The 16,212-nt window shown below is 54.9% G+C and carries 16 protein-coding genes; 13 read left to right on the top strand and 3 right to left on the bottom strand.

Features of this window, described 5'->3' with window-relative positions; translation table 11 throughout:
- The 6 genes from ACO6TG_RS06600 to ACO6TG_RS06575 all read left to right on the top strand — a co-directional run bounded on the left by ACO6TG_RS06600 (window position 1) and on the right by ACO6TG_RS06575 (window position 7,629).
- The gene (locus ACO6TG_RS06600) at window positions 1–588 is read left to right on the top strand and encodes a hypothetical protein (protein WP_422377441.1); all 588 of its coding nucleotides are present in this window, start codon (window positions 1–3) and stop codon (window positions 586–588) included.
- A gap of 71 nt (window positions 589–659) precedes the next feature.
- Window positions 660–3,017, top strand: a complete 2,358-nt coding sequence (locus ACO6TG_RS06595; protein WP_422377440.1) for a hypothetical protein — start codon at window positions 660–662, stop codon at window positions 3,015–3,017.
- A gap of 2 nt (window positions 3,018–3,019) precedes the next feature.
- Window positions 3,020–3,544 carry a virion core protein, T7 gp14 family gene (locus tag ACO6TG_RS06590; RefSeq protein WP_422377439.1) on the top strand — a complete coding sequence of 175 codons (525 nt, stop codon included), beginning with the start codon at window positions 3,020–3,022 and terminating at the stop codon, window positions 3,542–3,544.
- The gene (locus ACO6TG_RS06585) at window positions 3,537–5,015 is read left to right on the top strand and encodes a hypothetical protein (protein ID WP_422377438.1); all 1,479 of its coding nucleotides are present in this window, start codon (window positions 3,537–3,539) and stop codon (window positions 5,013–5,015) included. The genes ACO6TG_RS06590 and ACO6TG_RS06585 overlap by 8 nt, the downstream gene beginning before the upstream one ends.
- A 110-nt stretch (window positions 5,016–5,125) precedes the next feature.
- Window positions 5,126–7,111: a hypothetical protein gene (locus ACO6TG_RS06580; RefSeq protein ID WP_422377437.1), complete on the top strand. Its 1,986-nt coding sequence runs from the start codon at window positions 5,126–5,128 to the stop codon at window positions 7,109–7,111.
- The gene (locus ACO6TG_RS06575; RefSeq protein WP_422377436.1) at window positions 7,108–7,629 is read left to right on the top strand and encodes a hypothetical protein; all 522 of its coding nucleotides are present in this window, start codon (window positions 7,108–7,110) and stop codon (window positions 7,627–7,629) included. The genes ACO6TG_RS06580 and ACO6TG_RS06575 overlap by 4 nt, the downstream gene beginning before the upstream one ends.
- 201 nt (window positions 7,630–7,830) lie before the next feature.
- Here ACO6TG_RS06575 and ACO6TG_RS06570 read toward each other — a convergent pair whose 3' ends face one another.
- The gene (locus tag ACO6TG_RS06570; protein ID WP_422378849.1) at window positions 7,831–8,040 is read right to left on the bottom strand and encodes an integrase core domain-containing protein; all 210 of its coding nucleotides are present in this window, start codon (window positions 8,038–8,040) and stop codon (window positions 7,831–7,833) included.
- Window positions 8,041–8,612: 572 nt separating this feature from the next.
- Between ACO6TG_RS06570 and ACO6TG_RS06565 the strand changes: the two genes are divergently transcribed.
- The 5 genes from ACO6TG_RS06565 (at window position 8,613) to ACO6TG_RS06545 (ending at window position 12,840) form a co-directional block, all read left to right on the top strand.
- On the top strand, window positions 8,613–8,912 hold the full coding sequence (locus tag ACO6TG_RS06565) for a hypothetical protein (protein ID WP_422377435.1): 300 nt from the start codon (window positions 8,613–8,615) through the stop codon (window positions 8,910–8,912).
- A complete protein-coding gene (locus tag ACO6TG_RS06560; RefSeq protein ID WP_422377434.1) occupies window positions 8,902–9,366 on the top strand; it encodes a lysozyme in 465 nt (154 codons plus the stop codon). The genes ACO6TG_RS06565 and ACO6TG_RS06560 overlap by 11 nt, the downstream gene beginning before the upstream one ends.
- Window positions 9,363–9,710, top strand: coding sequence for a hypothetical protein (locus tag ACO6TG_RS06555; RefSeq protein WP_422377433.1), 348 nt, complete (start codon window positions 9,363–9,365; stop codon window positions 9,708–9,710). The genes ACO6TG_RS06560 and ACO6TG_RS06555 overlap by 4 nt, the downstream gene beginning before the upstream one ends.
- A gap of 654 nt (window positions 9,711–10,364) precedes the next feature.
- The gene (locus ACO6TG_RS06550) at window positions 10,365–10,961 is read left to right on the top strand and encodes an FMN-dependent NADH-azoreductase (protein WP_422377432.1); all 597 of its coding nucleotides are present in this window, start codon (window positions 10,365–10,367) and stop codon (window positions 10,959–10,961) included.
- A 733-nt stretch (window positions 10,962–11,694) separates the two neighbouring features.
- Window positions 11,695–12,840, top strand: coding sequence for a DUF2336 domain-containing protein (locus tag ACO6TG_RS06545; RefSeq protein ID WP_422377431.1), 1,146 nt, complete (start codon window positions 11,695–11,697; stop codon window positions 12,838–12,840).
- Window positions 12,841–12,843: 3 nt separating this feature from the next.
- Here the strand turns inward: ACO6TG_RS06545 and ACO6TG_RS06540 are convergent, their stop codons facing one another.
- Window positions 12,844–13,470, bottom strand: coding sequence for a LysE family translocator (locus tag ACO6TG_RS06540; RefSeq protein WP_422377430.1), 627 nt, complete (start codon window positions 13,468–13,470; stop codon window positions 12,844–12,846).
- 92 nt (window positions 13,471–13,562) lie between these two features.
- On the opposite strand from ACO6TG_RS06540, the gene ACO6TG_RS06535 reads away from it, so the two are divergent.
- Both ACO6TG_RS06535 and ACO6TG_RS06530 read left to right on the top strand, forming a co-directional pair.
- On the top strand, window positions 13,563–14,342 hold the full coding sequence (locus ACO6TG_RS06535) for an extensin family protein (protein WP_422377429.1): 780 nt from the start codon (window positions 13,563–13,565) through the stop codon (window positions 14,340–14,342).
- 72 nt (window positions 14,343–14,414) lie between these two features.
- A complete protein-coding gene (locus tag ACO6TG_RS06530) occupies window positions 14,415–15,635 on the top strand; it encodes an alanine racemase (RefSeq protein WP_422377428.1) in 1,221 nt (406 codons plus the stop codon).
- A 96-nt stretch (window positions 15,636–15,731) separates the two neighbouring features.
- On the opposite strand, the gene ACO6TG_RS06525 is transcribed toward ACO6TG_RS06530, so the two are convergent.
- A complete protein-coding gene (locus ACO6TG_RS06525) occupies window positions 15,732–16,166 on the bottom strand; it encodes a BA14K family protein (RefSeq protein ID WP_422377427.1) in 435 nt (144 codons plus the stop codon).
- Window positions 16,167–16,212: the final 46 nt, after the last annotated feature.

The following is a 16,212-nucleotide window of genomic DNA, read 5'->3' as shown; positions in this document are numbered from 1 at the left end:
ATGTCCGGTACCGTCAACACAGCCGTTGAGATGGCCAATCTGGCGCTGGCTCATCTCAAAGAGGCACCCATTCGGGATTTCGACTATTCGTCAGTGGCGTCAAGATGGTTCAAGAACCACTATGCTGCCCATCGGGATGCCTATCTCGCCATGCATGACTGGGACTTTGCCAATGCGCTTGTCTGGTTGTCCGCGGAGACGGAGCGTCCGCCATTTCGATGGGCGTTTCAATACAGAAAGCCGGCCGATTGCCTGCGGCTGCCCTTGCAAAGCGAGCGGGGTGAGCCGGGCGGAAAACTGATCCCCTTCGAGGTCATTGGCCAAAGAATCCTGAGCAATCAGGGTCCTCCCTTTCCGTTGCGATATGTACGAAGAGTGGAAAGAGAGACAGATTTCTCGCCGCTCTTCGTGCAAGGCCTGGCATTGTTTCTGGCGGCAGGCTGTGCGCACGTCATAACCGGAAAAAACAGTCGTGCAGAAAGTCTGCGAGAGGCGGCGCGCGACGCTTTTGAACAAGCAGGCCTTGCCGATGCCCGTCAAGGCTTACCTCTTCCGATGATCGATCTGGACCTTATTACTGACCGATGAGTTATCACCTACAGGCCACCTTCAGCCGCGGGGAACTGGATCCGGAACTGCATTATCGCTCCGATCTTGAATTGTTTCGCTCAGCCCTAGCGCAGTGCGAAAACTTCATCACGCTGAAGCGGGGTGGTTTGCGCCGGCGCGGGGGAACCCGCTTCGTCGCGGAACTGAAGAACAGTCTTCAAGGCGGCTGGCTGATCCCCTTCGAATTCGGCAACGGCCAATCCTACATGCTGGAATTCGGTGAAGGCTATTTTCGCGTCTTTACCAGCAGCGGCAGGATCCAAGGTGTCGAAGTCCCAACGCCCTATAGCGTTTCGGATCTTTCCAAACTGAAGTTCGTCCAGTCTACCGACACCTTGTTTATCACCGGAGGGGAGATCGCACCCCAGGCATTGAAGCGGCGTGCGGAAACCTCCTGGGTCATCGAGCCTATGGATTTCCAGGACGGTCCATACCTGGATGTGAATATAGCACCTACAAATCTCAAACCTTCCGACCTTGGCAACCCGGTACCGAAAATGACGTCAAGTTCGGCGCAGAACGGGAGTGCAAGCGCGTCCCACAACAGCAGCGCCGCCTGGCAGGTGTTCGACCGCTCGGAGGGAAAGGTTGTGCTGTCCAGTGGTGCGAGCGGCTGGCTGCAATACCACTTTACTTCTGCCGTGGTTATTGACGCCTACATGCTTCAGGCACCCAATGACAACAGCCAGAACGACGACATGCCCTGGCAATGGAACATAGAGGCGTCCAACGACGGAACCAACTGGACGATCCTGGACACTCAAGACGGGCAAGACACCTGGGCCTCGAATGAATGGCGGCAATATGCGTTTCACAACGAAACAGGGTTCACCCGGTACCGCCTGAGCTTTCGTCAGGGTGGCGGGCCCAATGGCGACAACGCCGCCATCGGGCAACTTGTCTTTCATCAGGCAGGTCAAGACCAGACGCCGTTTGATCTGACAGCCTCCAACACGGCTGGCATCAATGGGGGGGATGGTTTCAAGGCGACAGATGTGGGGCGTCATATTCGGTTTCGTGGATCTGACGGATTCTGGCGCTGGTTCAAGATCTCGAGCCGAATCTCAACGAAAAAGGTCAAGGTCCAGCTTTTCGGCCAAGCCCTGCTTGATGATAAGGCGCAAACTTCCTGGCGGTTGGGGGCCTGGTCCGGGACAACTGGCTGGCCGGAAACGGTGGGCTGGCACAAAAGCCGTCTTGCTTTTGCCGGTACGCGTGAAGAACCGCAGAAAGTCTGGGAGAGCCAGACAGAGGATTACACCAATTTCTCGGTGTCTCATGTGCTGCAGGCATCTGACGCAGTTACCGCGGCCATTTTGTCTGGTCAGGTAAACCGCATTCAGTGGCTTGTAGATGACAATGACCTCATCGTTGGCACGACACGCGCCGTGCGAGCACTCGGCAAAGCAACAGACCAGGACCCCTATGGCCCGGAGAATGTTGACCAGCGACCGGAAACCAACTTCGGAGCCAACGGTATCAGTCCCATCAAGATTGGATCGGTGCTGCTCTATTTTGGCTCTTATGGCACGGATATGCGCGAGATCGCCTATGACTTTTCCGCCGACGGACGCGTTTCGCAATCGGTAAGTGAGGTGCAGTCTCACCTGTTCAAGGCGGGAATATTCGGTGCCAGTTATCAGCAGTATCCCGACAGCATCCTTTGGCTCTGGGACAGTTCCGGACGCGGGATTGGCTTCACGTATGAACGCGAACAACAGGTCTACGGAATGCACCGTCACGATTTTGGCGGTGCAGTCGAATGTATGGCTGATCTTTCTGCGGCTGGCGCCGACGAAATCTGGATGATCGTCAAAAGGACGGTCAACGGTCAGGTCCGGCGGTATATCGAAGTGATGCAGAAACCCTTTCTTGGCGGTGCTCAAGAAGATGCCTGGCATCTTGATTGCGCCTCCCGGTACCAGGGGCCGCCGGTCAACACCCTATCCGGCCTCGGCTACCTGGAGGGGGAGGAGGTCGTTCTCTACGCGGATGGAACAGACTATCAGGCCACAGTTCATGGTGGTGAGATTAGTCTGCCCAACGGTCAAACCGCTGAAAAAATCCTGGTTGGTCTCGATGTGCGTGCAACGGCGAAAACGCTCCCCTTTCCGGTCAATGCGCAAGATGGAGCTACGTTGGGCCGCAAGCTGAGGGTTGATACCTGCGCGATTGCCGTCCTTGAAACCGGAACGCTGAAAGTCGGCTCTGAAGTCACGCACCTTGATCAGCTGATTCACTATCGCGCCGGCGATCAGGCTGGTGCGCCTGCACCGTTGCGCACGGGCGTTCTTCAGCCGGTGCCAGAGACCCGATGGGAAGGCGGTGGACAGCTGACCCTCGAGGCAAACGGCGGCAAACCATCAACAATCCTGGCCATAAATTTTGGAAAAGACGGAGAACCCTAGTCATGTGCCATCCTGCAATTGTTGCTGCGGTATCCGTTGCCGGCTCGCTGGCTGGAGCAGCTACTCAAGCTCAAGGAATTCGCCAGCAGGCCGAAGCCAATGCCAGGGCCGAAGAACGCCGTGCTGAATTTGCCGAACGTCAGAAGGACGTGAACCAGACACGTGCCTCCTTTGAGCGAAAGCGTTCTGTTGAAAAATATCAGCGCGTCATCGGCAATAATCGCGCAGCCGTTGCGGAACGGGGGCTGTTTGAAGCCGGGTCGCCGACGGATGTGCTCAACGATAACGCCAGGGAAGAAGCGTTACATATCGAAGCCATTCGGTATGGAGCTGAAGGTGAGCGTGGCAACCTGGCATTTGAAGCCGTAACAGCCCGGGAACGGGCCCACTCTCACAGAGCCGCCGGCCGCATCGGTGCCGGCAGCGCAATTTTGGGCGGCCTTTCAAACGCAGCAACCTCGCTCGGCAGCGCGATCTACAATGCGCGCAAGCAACCGAATTCAAGGAAGGCGACCTCCATTGGCTAGGTTGAGAAAATTCAAAGGCCCTGATGGGCTTCCAAATGTGCGCCGACCAGCCGTTGTCGCCGATACAGCTGTTGGGCAGGCAACTGAAGCCTTCGGGCGCCAAATCCAGCGGTCTGCCCGACAGGCAGGAGAACTCGGTGACCTGTTGCTAAAACGTCAGGCGGAATTTGACGCGCTCGAACGGGAAGTTGTGAAGGCACGCGTCGATGCAAGAGTTCGAGAAAAAGAAGCGGAAGAACGGGAAAACCTGCAACCGGGAGCCGTCGGATATGCCGACACCATGTCGTCGCATTACGCACAGGTGCGGCAAGACGCGACTTTGGCGCAACCCGAACGTCTGCAGCTACAGCTTGCTCGAGACTTCGACGCGCAGGATGATCACTATGCCACTCGGTTTGCAACGAGTGAGTATCTTGAAGGTCAACGCTTTTTGCGCCGACGGCTCGACGAGCTCTTGCAGGTGCAGACGGCTTCAGTGACTGAAAATCCGAATGGACTCGATGGTGCCATCGCGAAGTTTACGACCTTGGTTGACGCCGTAACCCTGCCCACCGCTGCAAAGGAGTCCATTCGGCAGGCAGGACAGAACAGTCTTGTCGAAACCTGGATCAGGACACTTGAGCCACACAGCAGGCTTGTCCACCTAGAGAGGGAGGGCGGCAAGGGGGATGGGGCAGAGCCGAGCGCGGACGAAACGGTCAACAACATTTCGCAGGTTAGACGCAATCTGGTACGGGATTTGCCGCCGCCAACACGCAGTCGTCTTCGCGAAGAGGCTCAGGTCGAGATTGTCTTCGCCGAACACCGGGAAGGTGAAGAGCTGGTGCGCAGGATCATCAGCGAAGCAGGTGGTTTTGACCCAGACGAGGTCGATCAAAATCAGGTCCTCGGGCCAGAGAGCAAGAGACGCCTCCGGCGCATTTGGGAAAAGCAGGCGGCCAAAACGGGCATGAACCAGAATGCGGTCCGTTGGAGCCGCGAAGCAGCGACTGGTAATCCTTATTCGCGCAAAGATCGCGAATTGTCTGATCTCGCATTTCGGTATCTCCGCGCTCGCGGAGGAGAGGCCAAACAGGCAGCGAAGGCGCTTCTGCGAGACAAGCGTGTGCTTCCGGATACCTATGCAGAAGGTCTGATGAAAGATATGCGAGGGACGGATGCTACGGTCCTTCAGGCGGCGTACGAAGATCTCTCCGGTGTTTCACAGATTGATCCGGGGGCAATCCCAACGGGCTCTGCCGGAGCTCGCCTGCAGGACAGCCTTTTAAAGTGGGATCTCTTGACCAATCGTATAGGTTTCAGTCCGGCCGAAGCTGCAGAAAAACTTGCCAAGGTCAACGATCCCAACCTGCGCAGAACTTTGAACGATCGCCTATCGGGAGCGACAGAAGACCTGTTGGCAAATCAGCACGGCACCCGGTTTCTCCTGGAAAGGATATCAGCGCAAAAGCCGTTGTCCGACGGCTTCTGAACACGGCGTTGATCAAGATTACGGTGAACATTAGTTCACTTCAGGCCCTCTAAAACTGAGGGAAACACCTACTCCAGGCCAAAGTCTGGCAGGAGTTTGAAGGGCAACCCATGACAATTGCAGCTTTATCAGAAGGCCGCGTCCAGATTGAGGGCGACGGTACGGCAGATCGTGTCGATTTGCCGTTTCAATTCATCGATCAAAATAACCTAGAAGTGATTCATCGGGATCTCGACGGCAATACCGAAATCTGGCGATACCAACAGGCGCCGGGAAATTGGTCCTACACCGGCGGGGATTTTGCGACTGGTACGGTCTTCTTCGAACCTTCAGCCTTGAAGCCGGGGGAGACACTCACCGTAATTCTGGTAAGCGATTTCCGGCAGCCATACAGTCTTGCAGGCGGCGAAATTGACCCGGCGGTTATGGAGAAAGCCATGGACCGCTCTGCCATCAACATGCAATCGGTGGCATCTCGGGCGCTTCTGGACAAGAACGGCGGCTATGACCTGGAGGGGCGACGGGTTGTGAATGGCCTTGAAGCGGCCGACAACAATGACTTGCCCACATTGCAGCAGGTGCTGGAGATTGCAGCTCTTCCCGGCGCTCCGGGTCCGAAGGGGCCTGTCGGCGATCAGGGAGCCGTCGGCCCGGCTGGAGCGCAAGGCCCGGAAGGTCCGCAAGGACCGCAAGGGGAGCGTGGGCCAGTCGGTTATGAAGGGCCAAGGGGGCCCACTGGTCTCCAGGGCCCCGAGGGGCCCCGAGGGCCCGAAGGCCCGACGGGCCCAACCGGTTCACAGGGACCGATCGGACCTCAGGGGCCTCAAGGACCAGAAGGACCCGTCGGCAAGTCCTTCGATCCGGATGCATCGGGCCTGACGGCTGATCGTGATGCCTACAATGCCGAAGCCGCAAACTTCTCGTTTCTCGACGTGGAAACCGGAACCGTTTATTTCAAGCTTTCCAACGACATTGGTGCATGGTCATCGGGTGTCCCGTTTGGCCGGGGTCCGCAGGGACTGCAGGGCCCGCAAGGGATCCAGGGGCCGGCTGGTCCGATCGGTTTGAACCATCGTGGCACCTGGGCCAGTTCGATTGCCTATGCTGTGAAAGACACAGTGTTTCACGACGGTTCCTATTTCATTTGCCTAACCGAAAACAGCGATGTCCAGCCGCACGTAGATGTTGCGGAATGGGACATGTTGGCCTCCCGGGGTGAACGCGGCCTGCAGGGGCAACAGGGAATTCAAGGCCCGGAAGGCCCGCAAGGGGCTCAAGGACCTGAAGGCGTTCAGGGGCCGAAAGGAGACCCCGGGGCGCAAGGGCCGACTGGAGCACAAGGTCCGCAAGGTGCACAGGGCGACCCGGGCCTAGTATACCGAGGCATATGGTCTTCGGCGCAAACCTACACTTCCGATGAAACGGTCACCTATAATGGGTCTTCGTTCATTTCCTTGAGGCTCAACATCGGCAAGAATCCCAGCACTTCGCCGGATGATTGGGGTCTGCTGGCCACAAGGGGCGAAACTGGGGCAGCCGGTGCGACAGGGCCGCAAGGACCACAAGGGCCTTCAGGTTCTACAAGCTACAACGCCGGGACACTCGACGGTCTCGACAGCTCCCAGTTTGTACGCGCGGACACTTCCGACACAATGGCTGGCAGCTACACGATCACGTCCAATCTGTCCGTGCATGGCAACATGTATTCAGGCAAGAACGGTGGTGGGGACAGCTGGCATCTTTTCTATGACGACAACAGCAATGCCTGGCGATCGTTCGGATGGGATGACAGTCAAAACTGCTTCGTCATGGAGGAGAATGATGGGGGGCTTCACAAGGTCTCAATGACCGACACTCAGTCTAGCGCAGGAGCAACTAATTTTCCCATAGGGCATGTGCTAATTGTTATTAATCAGTCTGCATTCAATCGGAATGGATCGTACGGTGTCTATTTGAGGTCTGGCTCAAGCATACAATACGTGGGGTCCAATACGAGCCTCAAGGGGGCCGCGCTATCGGGTACTTGGAGAAACAGGGGGATGAGCGGAGGCCATGTTAACGGTTACCTGACATGTTTGATGGAGCGAGTTGCGTGATGGAGATATTCTTTCTCACAAAAATTCAACCAGATTCTACTTCTGGAACAACGCCTGAGACCTTTTCGGGGGTAGTTAATTTTGTAGGGCGTGTACTAAAACATGATCCTATCGGAGAATATTCGTATGGAATATCAAGACGTGATAGTGCTAATTACAATCAACAAAGCAATTGTGCCACTCACCAAATTATTTCCGTCCTAAGAACTTGGGTTGCGGAAGGAAACACAATTCCACTCTGGAAGGAGCCAACACCACTTGAGAGAAGAAAAAATTTCCAACCTTTGACGGCCCGGCAATTTCGGTTGGGAATGCTCAACATAATACAAAACGAGATAAGAGTTGAAAAACTTATTCAAAAAATTGATTGCTCAGATAAAAGAAAGAAATATGAGATTGAATGGGAGTATTCGATAGATTTTTCTAGGATGAGTCCATTAATAGAATTTCTATTTAATCAACTGGGTTATTCGCAAGAGTTCGTGGATGAGTTTTGGGATAAGTCAATAAAGTACTAGGCGTGTTGACTATTTTTATCTCAAAGTCGTTTGTGTTGCCAGCATCTTAAGCCGTTTGGGATGAGCTATCGGAAACGTTGATGGAAAACGTATGGCCTGCTCCCTGATTGTCCACGTTTAAGAGTTAGCTTTGTTCACGACGTGATCTTTGTAGAAGTTCGCTTCGAAATTGTTTGGCATGAGCCCTTAAAGGTTCGTTTGCTATTGGCTTAGATTTTTGTCGTTTCTCCAATTTTCAACGATGTTTCGGGCATGAAGACAGCTGCGGAATAGGTGTTCGTTGATACATTTGTCACTCAGGTTTCCATTAAAGCTTTCAACAGGGCCATTCTGAATCGGCTTACCCCGGACGGTGTGATGCCATGCCTCGGCTCGCCTCGCCTCGGTCTTTTTGCCATTTGAGCATGGCATTTGACGTGAGCTCTGTGCCGTTGTCGCTGACCTACCTAGGAAGAAAGCGTTCATGTCGCTCCGCGATCCCGGTCAGTTTGCGCGCTCTACACGTGCGTCGGAAATTGACTTTTCGATGATCGCTGCCAGACATTTCTGACTGACTTGGTCAATGACACACAGGATACGGAAGCGCCATCCATCAATCAGAGCATCGGAGACAAAGTCGAGGGTCAGGCGCAGATTGCTAGTTTGCGGTGCAGTCACTGGAGCACGCGTACCCTTGGCTTTTTTCCGGCCGCCGCGCTTGCATATGATGAGACGAATTTCCCTGAAGAACCGGCAAACGTTCTTTCAGCTGGCCTAGGGCACCTCCGTGCTACCGTACTTTGAGCGCCACTTCTAGAGCGTAGCATCGCTGAGGCCATATTTGCGGCATAATCCGGCGACCGAAGTAGCTGCCTAGTATTCTTTCAAAAAGTCGTTGATCTGCTCATCTGAGAATTTGGACTTTTTCATCTTCTTTTTCCTCAATAGGAAAAAGACTAATCAAAAATTGAGGAGTTTTCAGGGGGGCAGCTTAAAACGTTTGTGTGGCTAGTGTTTTTGTTGGTGTGTTTTACGCCGGAAGTTTCACCCTTTTTGATCAAGGGTATCGTTTCAGGATTTACATTATGACGGTGATTGTGAATTGGCGTCGCGTGCTTCGAAAAACGTGGAGTGTGCGTTTCATGGTACTTGCCGCGGCCTTATCCGCGGCTGAAGTTGCAACGCCCATTTTGGGTGAGGGAAGCGTTGAAGCTGGTTACTTCGCAGCGCTTTCTGGCCTTTCAACAGCAGGGGCATTTGTGGCCCGGATATTAGCGCAGAAGGAATTTGAGAATGAAGCGTAGGACTCGGCTAGCCGGGGGCGTTGCGGTTCTTGCCGTCGCCTTCGTGGGTATGTGGGAAGGGCTACGGTTGACTGCCTATCGTGATGTGGTTGGCGTGCCGACGATCTGTTATGGGGAGACCCACGGGGTTCAGATGGGAGACAAGTATGGCAGGGCAGACTGTGACGCCATCCTTCTCACGTCGCTTATGAAACATGAAGCTGGAATGCGACGTTGCTTGCGTGATCCGGACAGTATTCCGGAGAAGAGTTATGTCGCGTTTGTCAGCCTGACCTACAACATCGGCGTCAACGCGTTTTGCCGATCGACGGCACGGAAGCGCCTTGATGCTGGGGATCTACGGGGAGCATGTGATGCCGCGACCTGGTTCCGAAAGGCAGGAGGGCGCACCATTCGTGGATTGATCAATCGACGCATGGCAGAACACGACTTGTGCCTGGAGGGTGTCGGATGATGGCGTTATTGCTGAAAAGTCGCGCCGCCAGCTCTCTACTGACCGTGATCGTCATTTTCGGCGGTCTTTTTGTTTGGCATCTTGCCGACAAAACCAGTGCAGTGCGCAAAGCCGTTGCCGAATATGTCGCACAAGCCGAACTGCAAGCTCTGAGGGCCAGCCTGAGCGAAGTCAGTCGCCGGCAAGCCGTGACGGATTTCGCCAACAAGAGTCTGGAAATCGAAATGGAACAGGCCAAGGAACAAGCCAAGAAGGCCACGAGGGAATTGGAGCATTATGTTTCGACCGTTGAGGATAACTGCATTGTTGACCCTGCTCTCCGCAAGCGCCTGCGCAACGGGTGAGGGCATTTCTGGAGCCACAGGTTTAAACCAAGACTTGGTGCAGGCCAGCGCACGATTGCCGGACTATCCGATTGATTGTCGAAAACTGGAAAATTCGGGAGTCCGGGCGGGCGAGCCGCTCGATTTGGCATTGCTTCGAACGGATCGTGCGCTTGATCGTGCGAACAAGCGATTGAGTAGCTGCAGTCGCTGGTACGATACGCTCAAGGCTGGATTTGCGAGAGACAGCGGATAGCGGATGAAGAAGTGCGGGTGCGCGCTGTAAAGGTAGTATGGCAGGGGGCACTCGGCGACACGAGACGTGTTTAGCACCATGGCATTAAACACTAGAACATTCTTGGGAGATTCGGCAGCTTGTGAATTGTTGCAAGATTTGCAGGTGACTACATTCAGCACCAAGGACAAAGTTCTCAAAGCGTTCCTTGGAGAAATGCCGTTCTCTGGACATTCCAATCTGGCTTCGAGGTTGATTTGGAACAGTAAATCTGTTCGCGAAACTGACGCAGCAGGATCGTGTGCACCACAAAATCAGTTGTGACCAAAGAAGAAACATACTGTTCACAAATTTTACCCTAGTGCTAGCAAAATTTAGTTATTATCTCAAATTTTGAAACGATGTGATAGCTATCGTTTGGGACGATTGGAGATAAAACGATGACCTCAGAAAAAACGATCCTTCAGATTAATGCCTCAGCGCGAAAATCCGGTTCGGTGACGCGAGAACTGTCCGACGTTCTAGTGACCCGCTTGCTCGAAAATGCACCCGACACCAAAGTAATCAGCCGGGATGTTTCCCAGGGCCTTCCCTTTCTTGACGAAGACTGGATTGGAGCAAATTTCACTGATCCGAATGAAAGACACGCTGAGCAAAGATTGAAACTGGCGTTGTCGGATACACTTGTCGGTGAACTAAAAGCGGCAGATACGATAGTTATCGGGGCCCCAATCTATAATTTCTCAGTTCCGGCAGCACTCAAGGCATGGATCGATCTTGTAGCCAGGGCCAAAGAAACATTCCTTTATACGGATAACGGGCCTGTTGGGCTCTTGAATGGCAAGAAGGCATATGTACTTGTAGCTTCCGGAGGAACGAAACTTGGCTCTGAAATCGACTTTGCCGGCTCGTATCTGAAGCATGTGCTTGGCTTCATAGGTATTTCCGACGTTACCTTCGTCGCCGCAGACCAACTGATGATTGACCCGGCGAAGCGCGAGGCGGCACTAGCGAAAGCACTGCATTTGGCGGCATAGGTCTGGTGTGATCGGGGCGGCTGTTGTTCTGGCCAGCCTGCCGAAACGGGGGTGGTCGCTCAAGCAATTTCTGGTTGTGGCTGAACGTGCCCGTTCGGAAGGTCTAAAGGACACCGTGCTTTTGTTGCCTTACAAGCGTCTTGGGCGGGGCAATCCAGCAGGACGTGGCGCTCAGGAACAAGCGATCCAAGTCGTCTGGCGTAGCTCCGCTTGACAGTATTTTTAATTGATACCAGATCTCTTAAGCCTACCTGAATGTAGACTTTTCATGGCATTCTTGGGTTCCGCACGTTGGTTCAGATCACACCAACTACGATTGCAGCCAAAAATGCGAACGCCGCCAAAAAGGCAATGAAGTTCAGGTTCCGTGCAAGAGTCATCTTTTCACTCCCGTTCACCTCTGTCTGACCGGGCGATACTATGCCAGGCTTTCAGGGAAACGAAGCGAAAAAGATGTTGCATTGCAGCGTGGAAATGCATGCACAGGTTGTGTTTTTTGGGATTTTGTTAAGTAAAGCCTTGATAGCAAACGGTTGGCGCTTTCACGATTGTGCGACAATTTTTCACCGGCTAAGTGCTGTGGTGCTGACCTGCATCGGGTTTCAGAAAGAACGTCGGACTGATCACGCTCAATCCGTCACTGAACGGATTCATCCAGTCAAATCCAAGTAGGTTAATGTTAAGAGCCTGCTGCTAGATTTTTCGGCAACGCGTTCAGCGTGTCGGAGTTTCGATGATCAGTCTTGCAAAACTTGCTGATATGGCGAGGGATCCAAGCGCCTCAGGTCGCAAGAGCCTGATCGGTGCGCTGACGGATTTGTTTGTTGGGTCGGGAGACGATCGTGACGAACAAATCAGCCTGCTTTTCGGCGATATCGTGTTGAAGGTCCTGGGGCAGCTGGAAGAGGAAACCCGAATTATCCTCTCCAAAAGAGTTTGCGGTGAAAAGGCGGCACCACGTGACCTCATGGTCAAATTGGCCCAGGATACGATCACTGTAGCTGAACCCGTCCTGGAGAACTCGCCTGCCTTAACGTCGGAAGACCTGGTGGCAATTGCCTCGTCTGCGTCGATGAAGCATTTGGGGGCGATTGCAGGACGCCAGGTCGTTGACAAAGCCGTAACGACCGTTCTGGTCGACCGTGGTGATTCCGAAGTGTTGAGCAAGGTTGCAGAGAACAAGGGCGCAGAGATCGCGGACGGATCCTTCTTGAAACTCGTTGAGAAGGCCCGTTCGAATGAGAGCATTCAGGCCGCGCTTGTAGGTCGCTCGGATCTCCCGGAAGAGGCCGCACATGCCTTGTTGCCGTTTTTGACCGAGGAGCTTAAAGAGCGGATTAGTTCGCTCGGCGCGGATAGCACGCTGGTACAATTGCTTGCCGAACGGGCAGCAACCGAAGTTGCGGCGCGCGCGAATAAACTTGAAGAAGCGCGGGAACAATCCAACGCGCTCATCAAGGATGTGGTCAGCAAGAAAACTAAAATTGATGATGCGATCACACAGTTCGCGAGATCTGACCGTACTGCCGAATTGGGCATGTTGCTGGCGCGCGTCAGTGACTTGCCGCCAGCGGCCGTTTCCCAGTTGCTGTTCAGTGCAAGTGACAAGCCGTTGATCATTCTTTGCAAGGCCAATGGCGTTACATCTGAGGCTTATAAGGACATACTCACCATGAGAGCCCGACGGCTTCGCATGGGGGGACTGGAACTAAACGCAGCTATTCAGAGATATTCTGCTTTGAGTGAGGCCGGGGCCATAAGGTCGCTTGAAACTCTCAAACAGTCTGGTGGCGTCTTCGGATTGAAAACCGGTGCAGACAAATCTTCAGACGAGGCCGACCCAGCGAAAAAGAATATCCCCTTTGCTTCCAGTCGCTGAAACCTAGCTGCTGGTCTTCTGTAATGTTGCCGTCATGGCAGCCGCGGATATCAAGAAGGTTCCACCTACCTTGTTGATCAATCGCAACAAGGAAGGGCTGCGGAGTTTCTGGCCGAGAGCTGCTGCTGCAAATGCGTAAACCGCAGCATTCAGAATGCCGAGTATTACAAAGGTCGTGCCAAGCAGGAAAAGTTGCGGGACAACGGCAGCCTGAGGGGCGATGAACTGCGGCAAGAATGCCATGAAGAAAATGATGCCCTTTGGATTGAGAGCCGTAACAACATAGGCATGCCAGAAGATCTTCCTGGCTGACACATCAGCCACCTGGTGCGGGCCGAGGGCCTTGGGTCTGGAGCGCCACATCTTGATGCCCAGCCAGATGAGGTAGCCGGCACCAACCCATTTGAGGATGGCAAAGGCTGTCGCCGATGTTGCAAGTATCGCTCCGAGCCCCATCAGGGATCCGGCGGCCGCGGTGGCGTCGCCCAGGCCGACGCCCATGACGCTGGCAAATGCCGACTTGCGGCCCTGGGTGAGGGCATAGCTGACAACCAGCATGATTGTCGGGCCCGGTATGGCCAAGACCACGAGCGTCGCGACGACATAGGCAAGATAAAGTTCAAGTGTCACTGGAAAGGCCCTGCTGAAACTGGCCCGTAACGATAGACCTTGTGCTGTGAATGTTCAATCATGGGCAAGGGGTGAATGCAGGAATCAGTGACATGAAGTTTCCCGGTTGGGACCATGGCGTTTTGCTGACCTGGCTGCTGGCCGCAAACATGTCTGTTGCGGGCGCCGCTGTCCCGAGCCCTGTGCCGAAGCCGCTTCAAACGCACTCCGCGGAAGACATGGACGAACGCGAGCGGCTGCCGCGTGCAAAGCCCTCAGAGGCAGACCGGACCACAGAGGAAAGCGCCAACGCGACGTTGCCTCGCCCTGAATGCACTGTGTCGGACGCGGTGATCGAACGCACAGAGCCTTTTTCAGGAGCTCTGAAAAAGAGCGACCTGGACGATGATGCATGTGGCATTGCAAGCCCGGTCCGCCTTGTGTCCGTCGGGACAACGCGGTCAGAGGTTCACTTCCTCGAAAACGTGCTTGTCTCCTGTGAGTTTGCGCAGGTCGTAACCGATTGGCTGATACAAGATGTGGTTCCTGCCGCGCGTGACCGTCTCGACCGCGCCTTGACCGGAGTTGGCAGCGGACCGGGCTACCAGTGTCGGCGGCGCAACAATCTTGCCGACGGCAAACTCTCCGAACACGCCACTGGCAATGCGATCGACATCTCGCACCTCACACTAGAGGGGGGCTTAACGGTCTCTGTGGAAGAAGACTGGTCAGCAGAAACTGCAGAAGGCGCGTTTCTGAGGGAAATTCATGCTGCTGCCTGCAAGCGATTTACTACGGTTCTCGGGCCAGATGCCGATCCCAACCACAAGTCTCACTTTCATCTGGATACCGGATGCCATGGCCGGGATTGCACTTATCTGATTTGCCAATAAACCGACCCAAACTTGCATTTCGGCGGGAAGCTTGTTCCCTTAAGGCACTGACTCCAAACGACGGGACGCTGAATGGAACGCTACGAAACTGCCGTTGATGCTGCGCTCGATCTGCGCCCGGATCAGCCTGTCTATTGTTTTCGTCCGGGCGTGCTGCAACGGGATGCGCAGCAGTTTCAAAACCTGTTTCCCGGAAAAACTGCGTATGCGGTGAAAACCAATGGGGAACCGTTTGTGCTCAAGGCTCTCGCGGAGGCCGGGATCACCTGTTTTGACGTGGCGTCTCCGGCGGAGTTCGCAGCCGTTCGCGAGGCGGCGCCGAAAGCGGAGATGCTTTACATGCATCCGATCAAGGCGCAGTCGGACATCCGGCTTGCGCTGGAACAATACCGTATCCGAACACTGTCGCTTGATCACGAAGACGAAGTTGCAAAAATCCTGCGCATCGTGCGGGCACTGGATATCGACCCGGGCAGGATCACCCTTTTTGTGCGCATCGCCACGAAAGGGCATGCAGCCTATGAGCTTTCGAAGAAATTCGGCGCGGCACCTGGCCACGCCGTGGAGTTGTTGCAGCGGATCCACCGGATCGGCTTCAAATGCGGCCTGTGTTTCCACGTCGGCAGCCAGATCGAAGAACCGGAAACTTACGAACGGGCTCTTGCTTCGGCGGACTGGATCCGGTCACGCGCAGGTGTTCCGATCGTGGAACTCGATGTCGGCGGCGGTTTTCCGGCCGAATACGGTCACGACCCACGCCGGAAAGTCCCTGAACTGCCTTCGCTTGAGGAGCTGATGCACCAGTTGCAGAAGGACATTGCGGAGTGGCAATTCGACCAACTTCCGCTGGTCGCGGAACCGGGACGGGTGATTGTCGCCCGGTCGATTTCGCTAATTGTCCGTGTGCTTCTGAAAAAGGGGCGCCGCCTTTACATCAATGACGGGATCTGGGCGTCGCTCTCCGATAGCTGGACGGGCAAGATAACCCTACCGGCCCGGTTCATTCCCGATCCCGCCCGTAGGACCCGGTCAGGTCAGGCGGACAAGATTGTTCCATTCAAGGTTTGCGGGGCAACGTGCGACAGCGTCGATATTCTGTCGCGGCCGTTCTGGCTTCCTGAAACTATTGACACGGGCGACTGGATCGAAATCGGTCACATTGGGGCCTACAGCCTGTCCCTGCGAACACGGTTCAACGGATTTTATCCGGACAAAGTGATCGAAGTGGTCACTCCGTTTGATGCCGGAGTGGCGCCGGAGGGCTTTGCCTCGATCGAAACGATGGCGGATTGAACCAACCCAGGAAAAAGCTGCAGCAAGCGGGGGCAGTTCGGCTGACCATTGCTCGCTGCAGCAGGTGCACGGGGCTTGGCTTAAAGTGGTTGCACCTTATTGGCAGAAGCGCTGGACACCCCGATAGGTGGTGTAAGTGCCAGTCGATGGGTTGAAGGACCGGTATTTGGAAGAGCAATATTGGTACCAGGCCGGGCTCCAGGGCTGATAGCCAATAGGGCCGCGTACATGGCCGGGATAAGGAGCCGGCGGGTAGTAGTTTACCGGCGGCGGGGCTGCGTAGGAGGGTTGGCTAGTCGCTCCCAGGAGAATTGCGCCGGCCGCAAGGCCAATCACCCCGGCTGCGACCGCAGCGCCCAGATTGTCGTTATTCTTGTGACGCCGATGCTTATGGTGTTTGCGATGATGGTGGTGATGCCCGCCACGGTCGTTCCAGCCGTTGCGGGGGCCGGCCTCTGCGGTGGCAACCGTCGGAAGAAGAAGGGCACCGGTCAGGGCGGCTGCCAAGAGGCGTTTGCTTGTGTTGTTCATCGGGTTTCTCCAATGTGCCGCGCCAATCATGGGCGCTGTAACTGAT

This window comes from Roseibium sp. (assembly GCF_965233565.1).
Lineage (GTDB): Bacteria > Pseudomonadota > Alphaproteobacteria > Rhizobiales > Stappiaceae > Roseibium.
The sequence above is the reverse complement of the archived record's forward strand: the minus strand, read 5'-3'. Positions and strand labels throughout refer to the sequence as shown.

Excerpts from the sequence above, each read along its gene's own strand:
- ACO6TG_RS06600 (WP_422377441.1), top strand. The coding sequence starts at position 1 with ATGTCCGGTACCGTCAACACAGCCGTTGAGATGGCCAATCTGGCGCTG.
- ACO6TG_RS06590 (WP_422377439.1), top strand. The coding sequence starts at position 3,020 with ATGTGCCATCCTGCAATTGTTGCTGCGGTATCCGTTGCCGGCTCGCTG.
- ACO6TG_RS06580 (WP_422377437.1), top strand. The coding sequence starts at position 5,126 with ATGACAATTGCAGCTTTATCAGAAGGCCGCGTCCAGATTGAGGGCGAC.
- ACO6TG_RS06570 (WP_422378849.1), bottom strand. The coding sequence starts at position 8,040 with ATGCCATGCTCAAATGGCAAAAAGACCGAGGCGAGGCGAGCCGAGGCA.
- ACO6TG_RS06560 (WP_422377434.1), top strand. The coding sequence starts at position 8,902 with ATGAAGCGTAGGACTCGGCTAGCCGGGGGCGTTGCGGTTCTTGCCGTC.
- ACO6TG_RS06555 (WP_422377433.1), top strand. The coding sequence starts at position 9,363 with ATGATGGCGTTATTGCTGAAAAGTCGCGCCGCCAGCTCTCTACTGACC.
- ACO6TG_RS06550 (WP_422377432.1), top strand. The coding sequence starts at position 10,365 with ATGACCTCAGAAAAAACGATCCTTCAGATTAATGCCTCAGCGCGAAAA.
- ACO6TG_RS06545 (WP_422377431.1), top strand. The coding sequence starts at position 11,695 with ATGATCAGTCTTGCAAAACTTGCTGATATGGCGAGGGATCCAAGCGCC.
- ACO6TG_RS06535 (WP_422377429.1), top strand. The coding sequence starts at position 13,563 with ATGAAGTTTCCCGGTTGGGACCATGGCGTTTTGCTGACCTGGCTGCTG.
- ACO6TG_RS06530 (WP_422377428.1), top strand. The coding sequence starts at position 14,415 with ATGGAACGCTACGAAACTGCCGTTGATGCTGCGCTCGATCTGCGCCCG.
- ACO6TG_RS06525 (WP_422377427.1), bottom strand. The coding sequence starts at position 16,166 with ATGAACAACACAAGCAAACGCCTCTTGGCAGCCGCCCTGACCGGTGCC.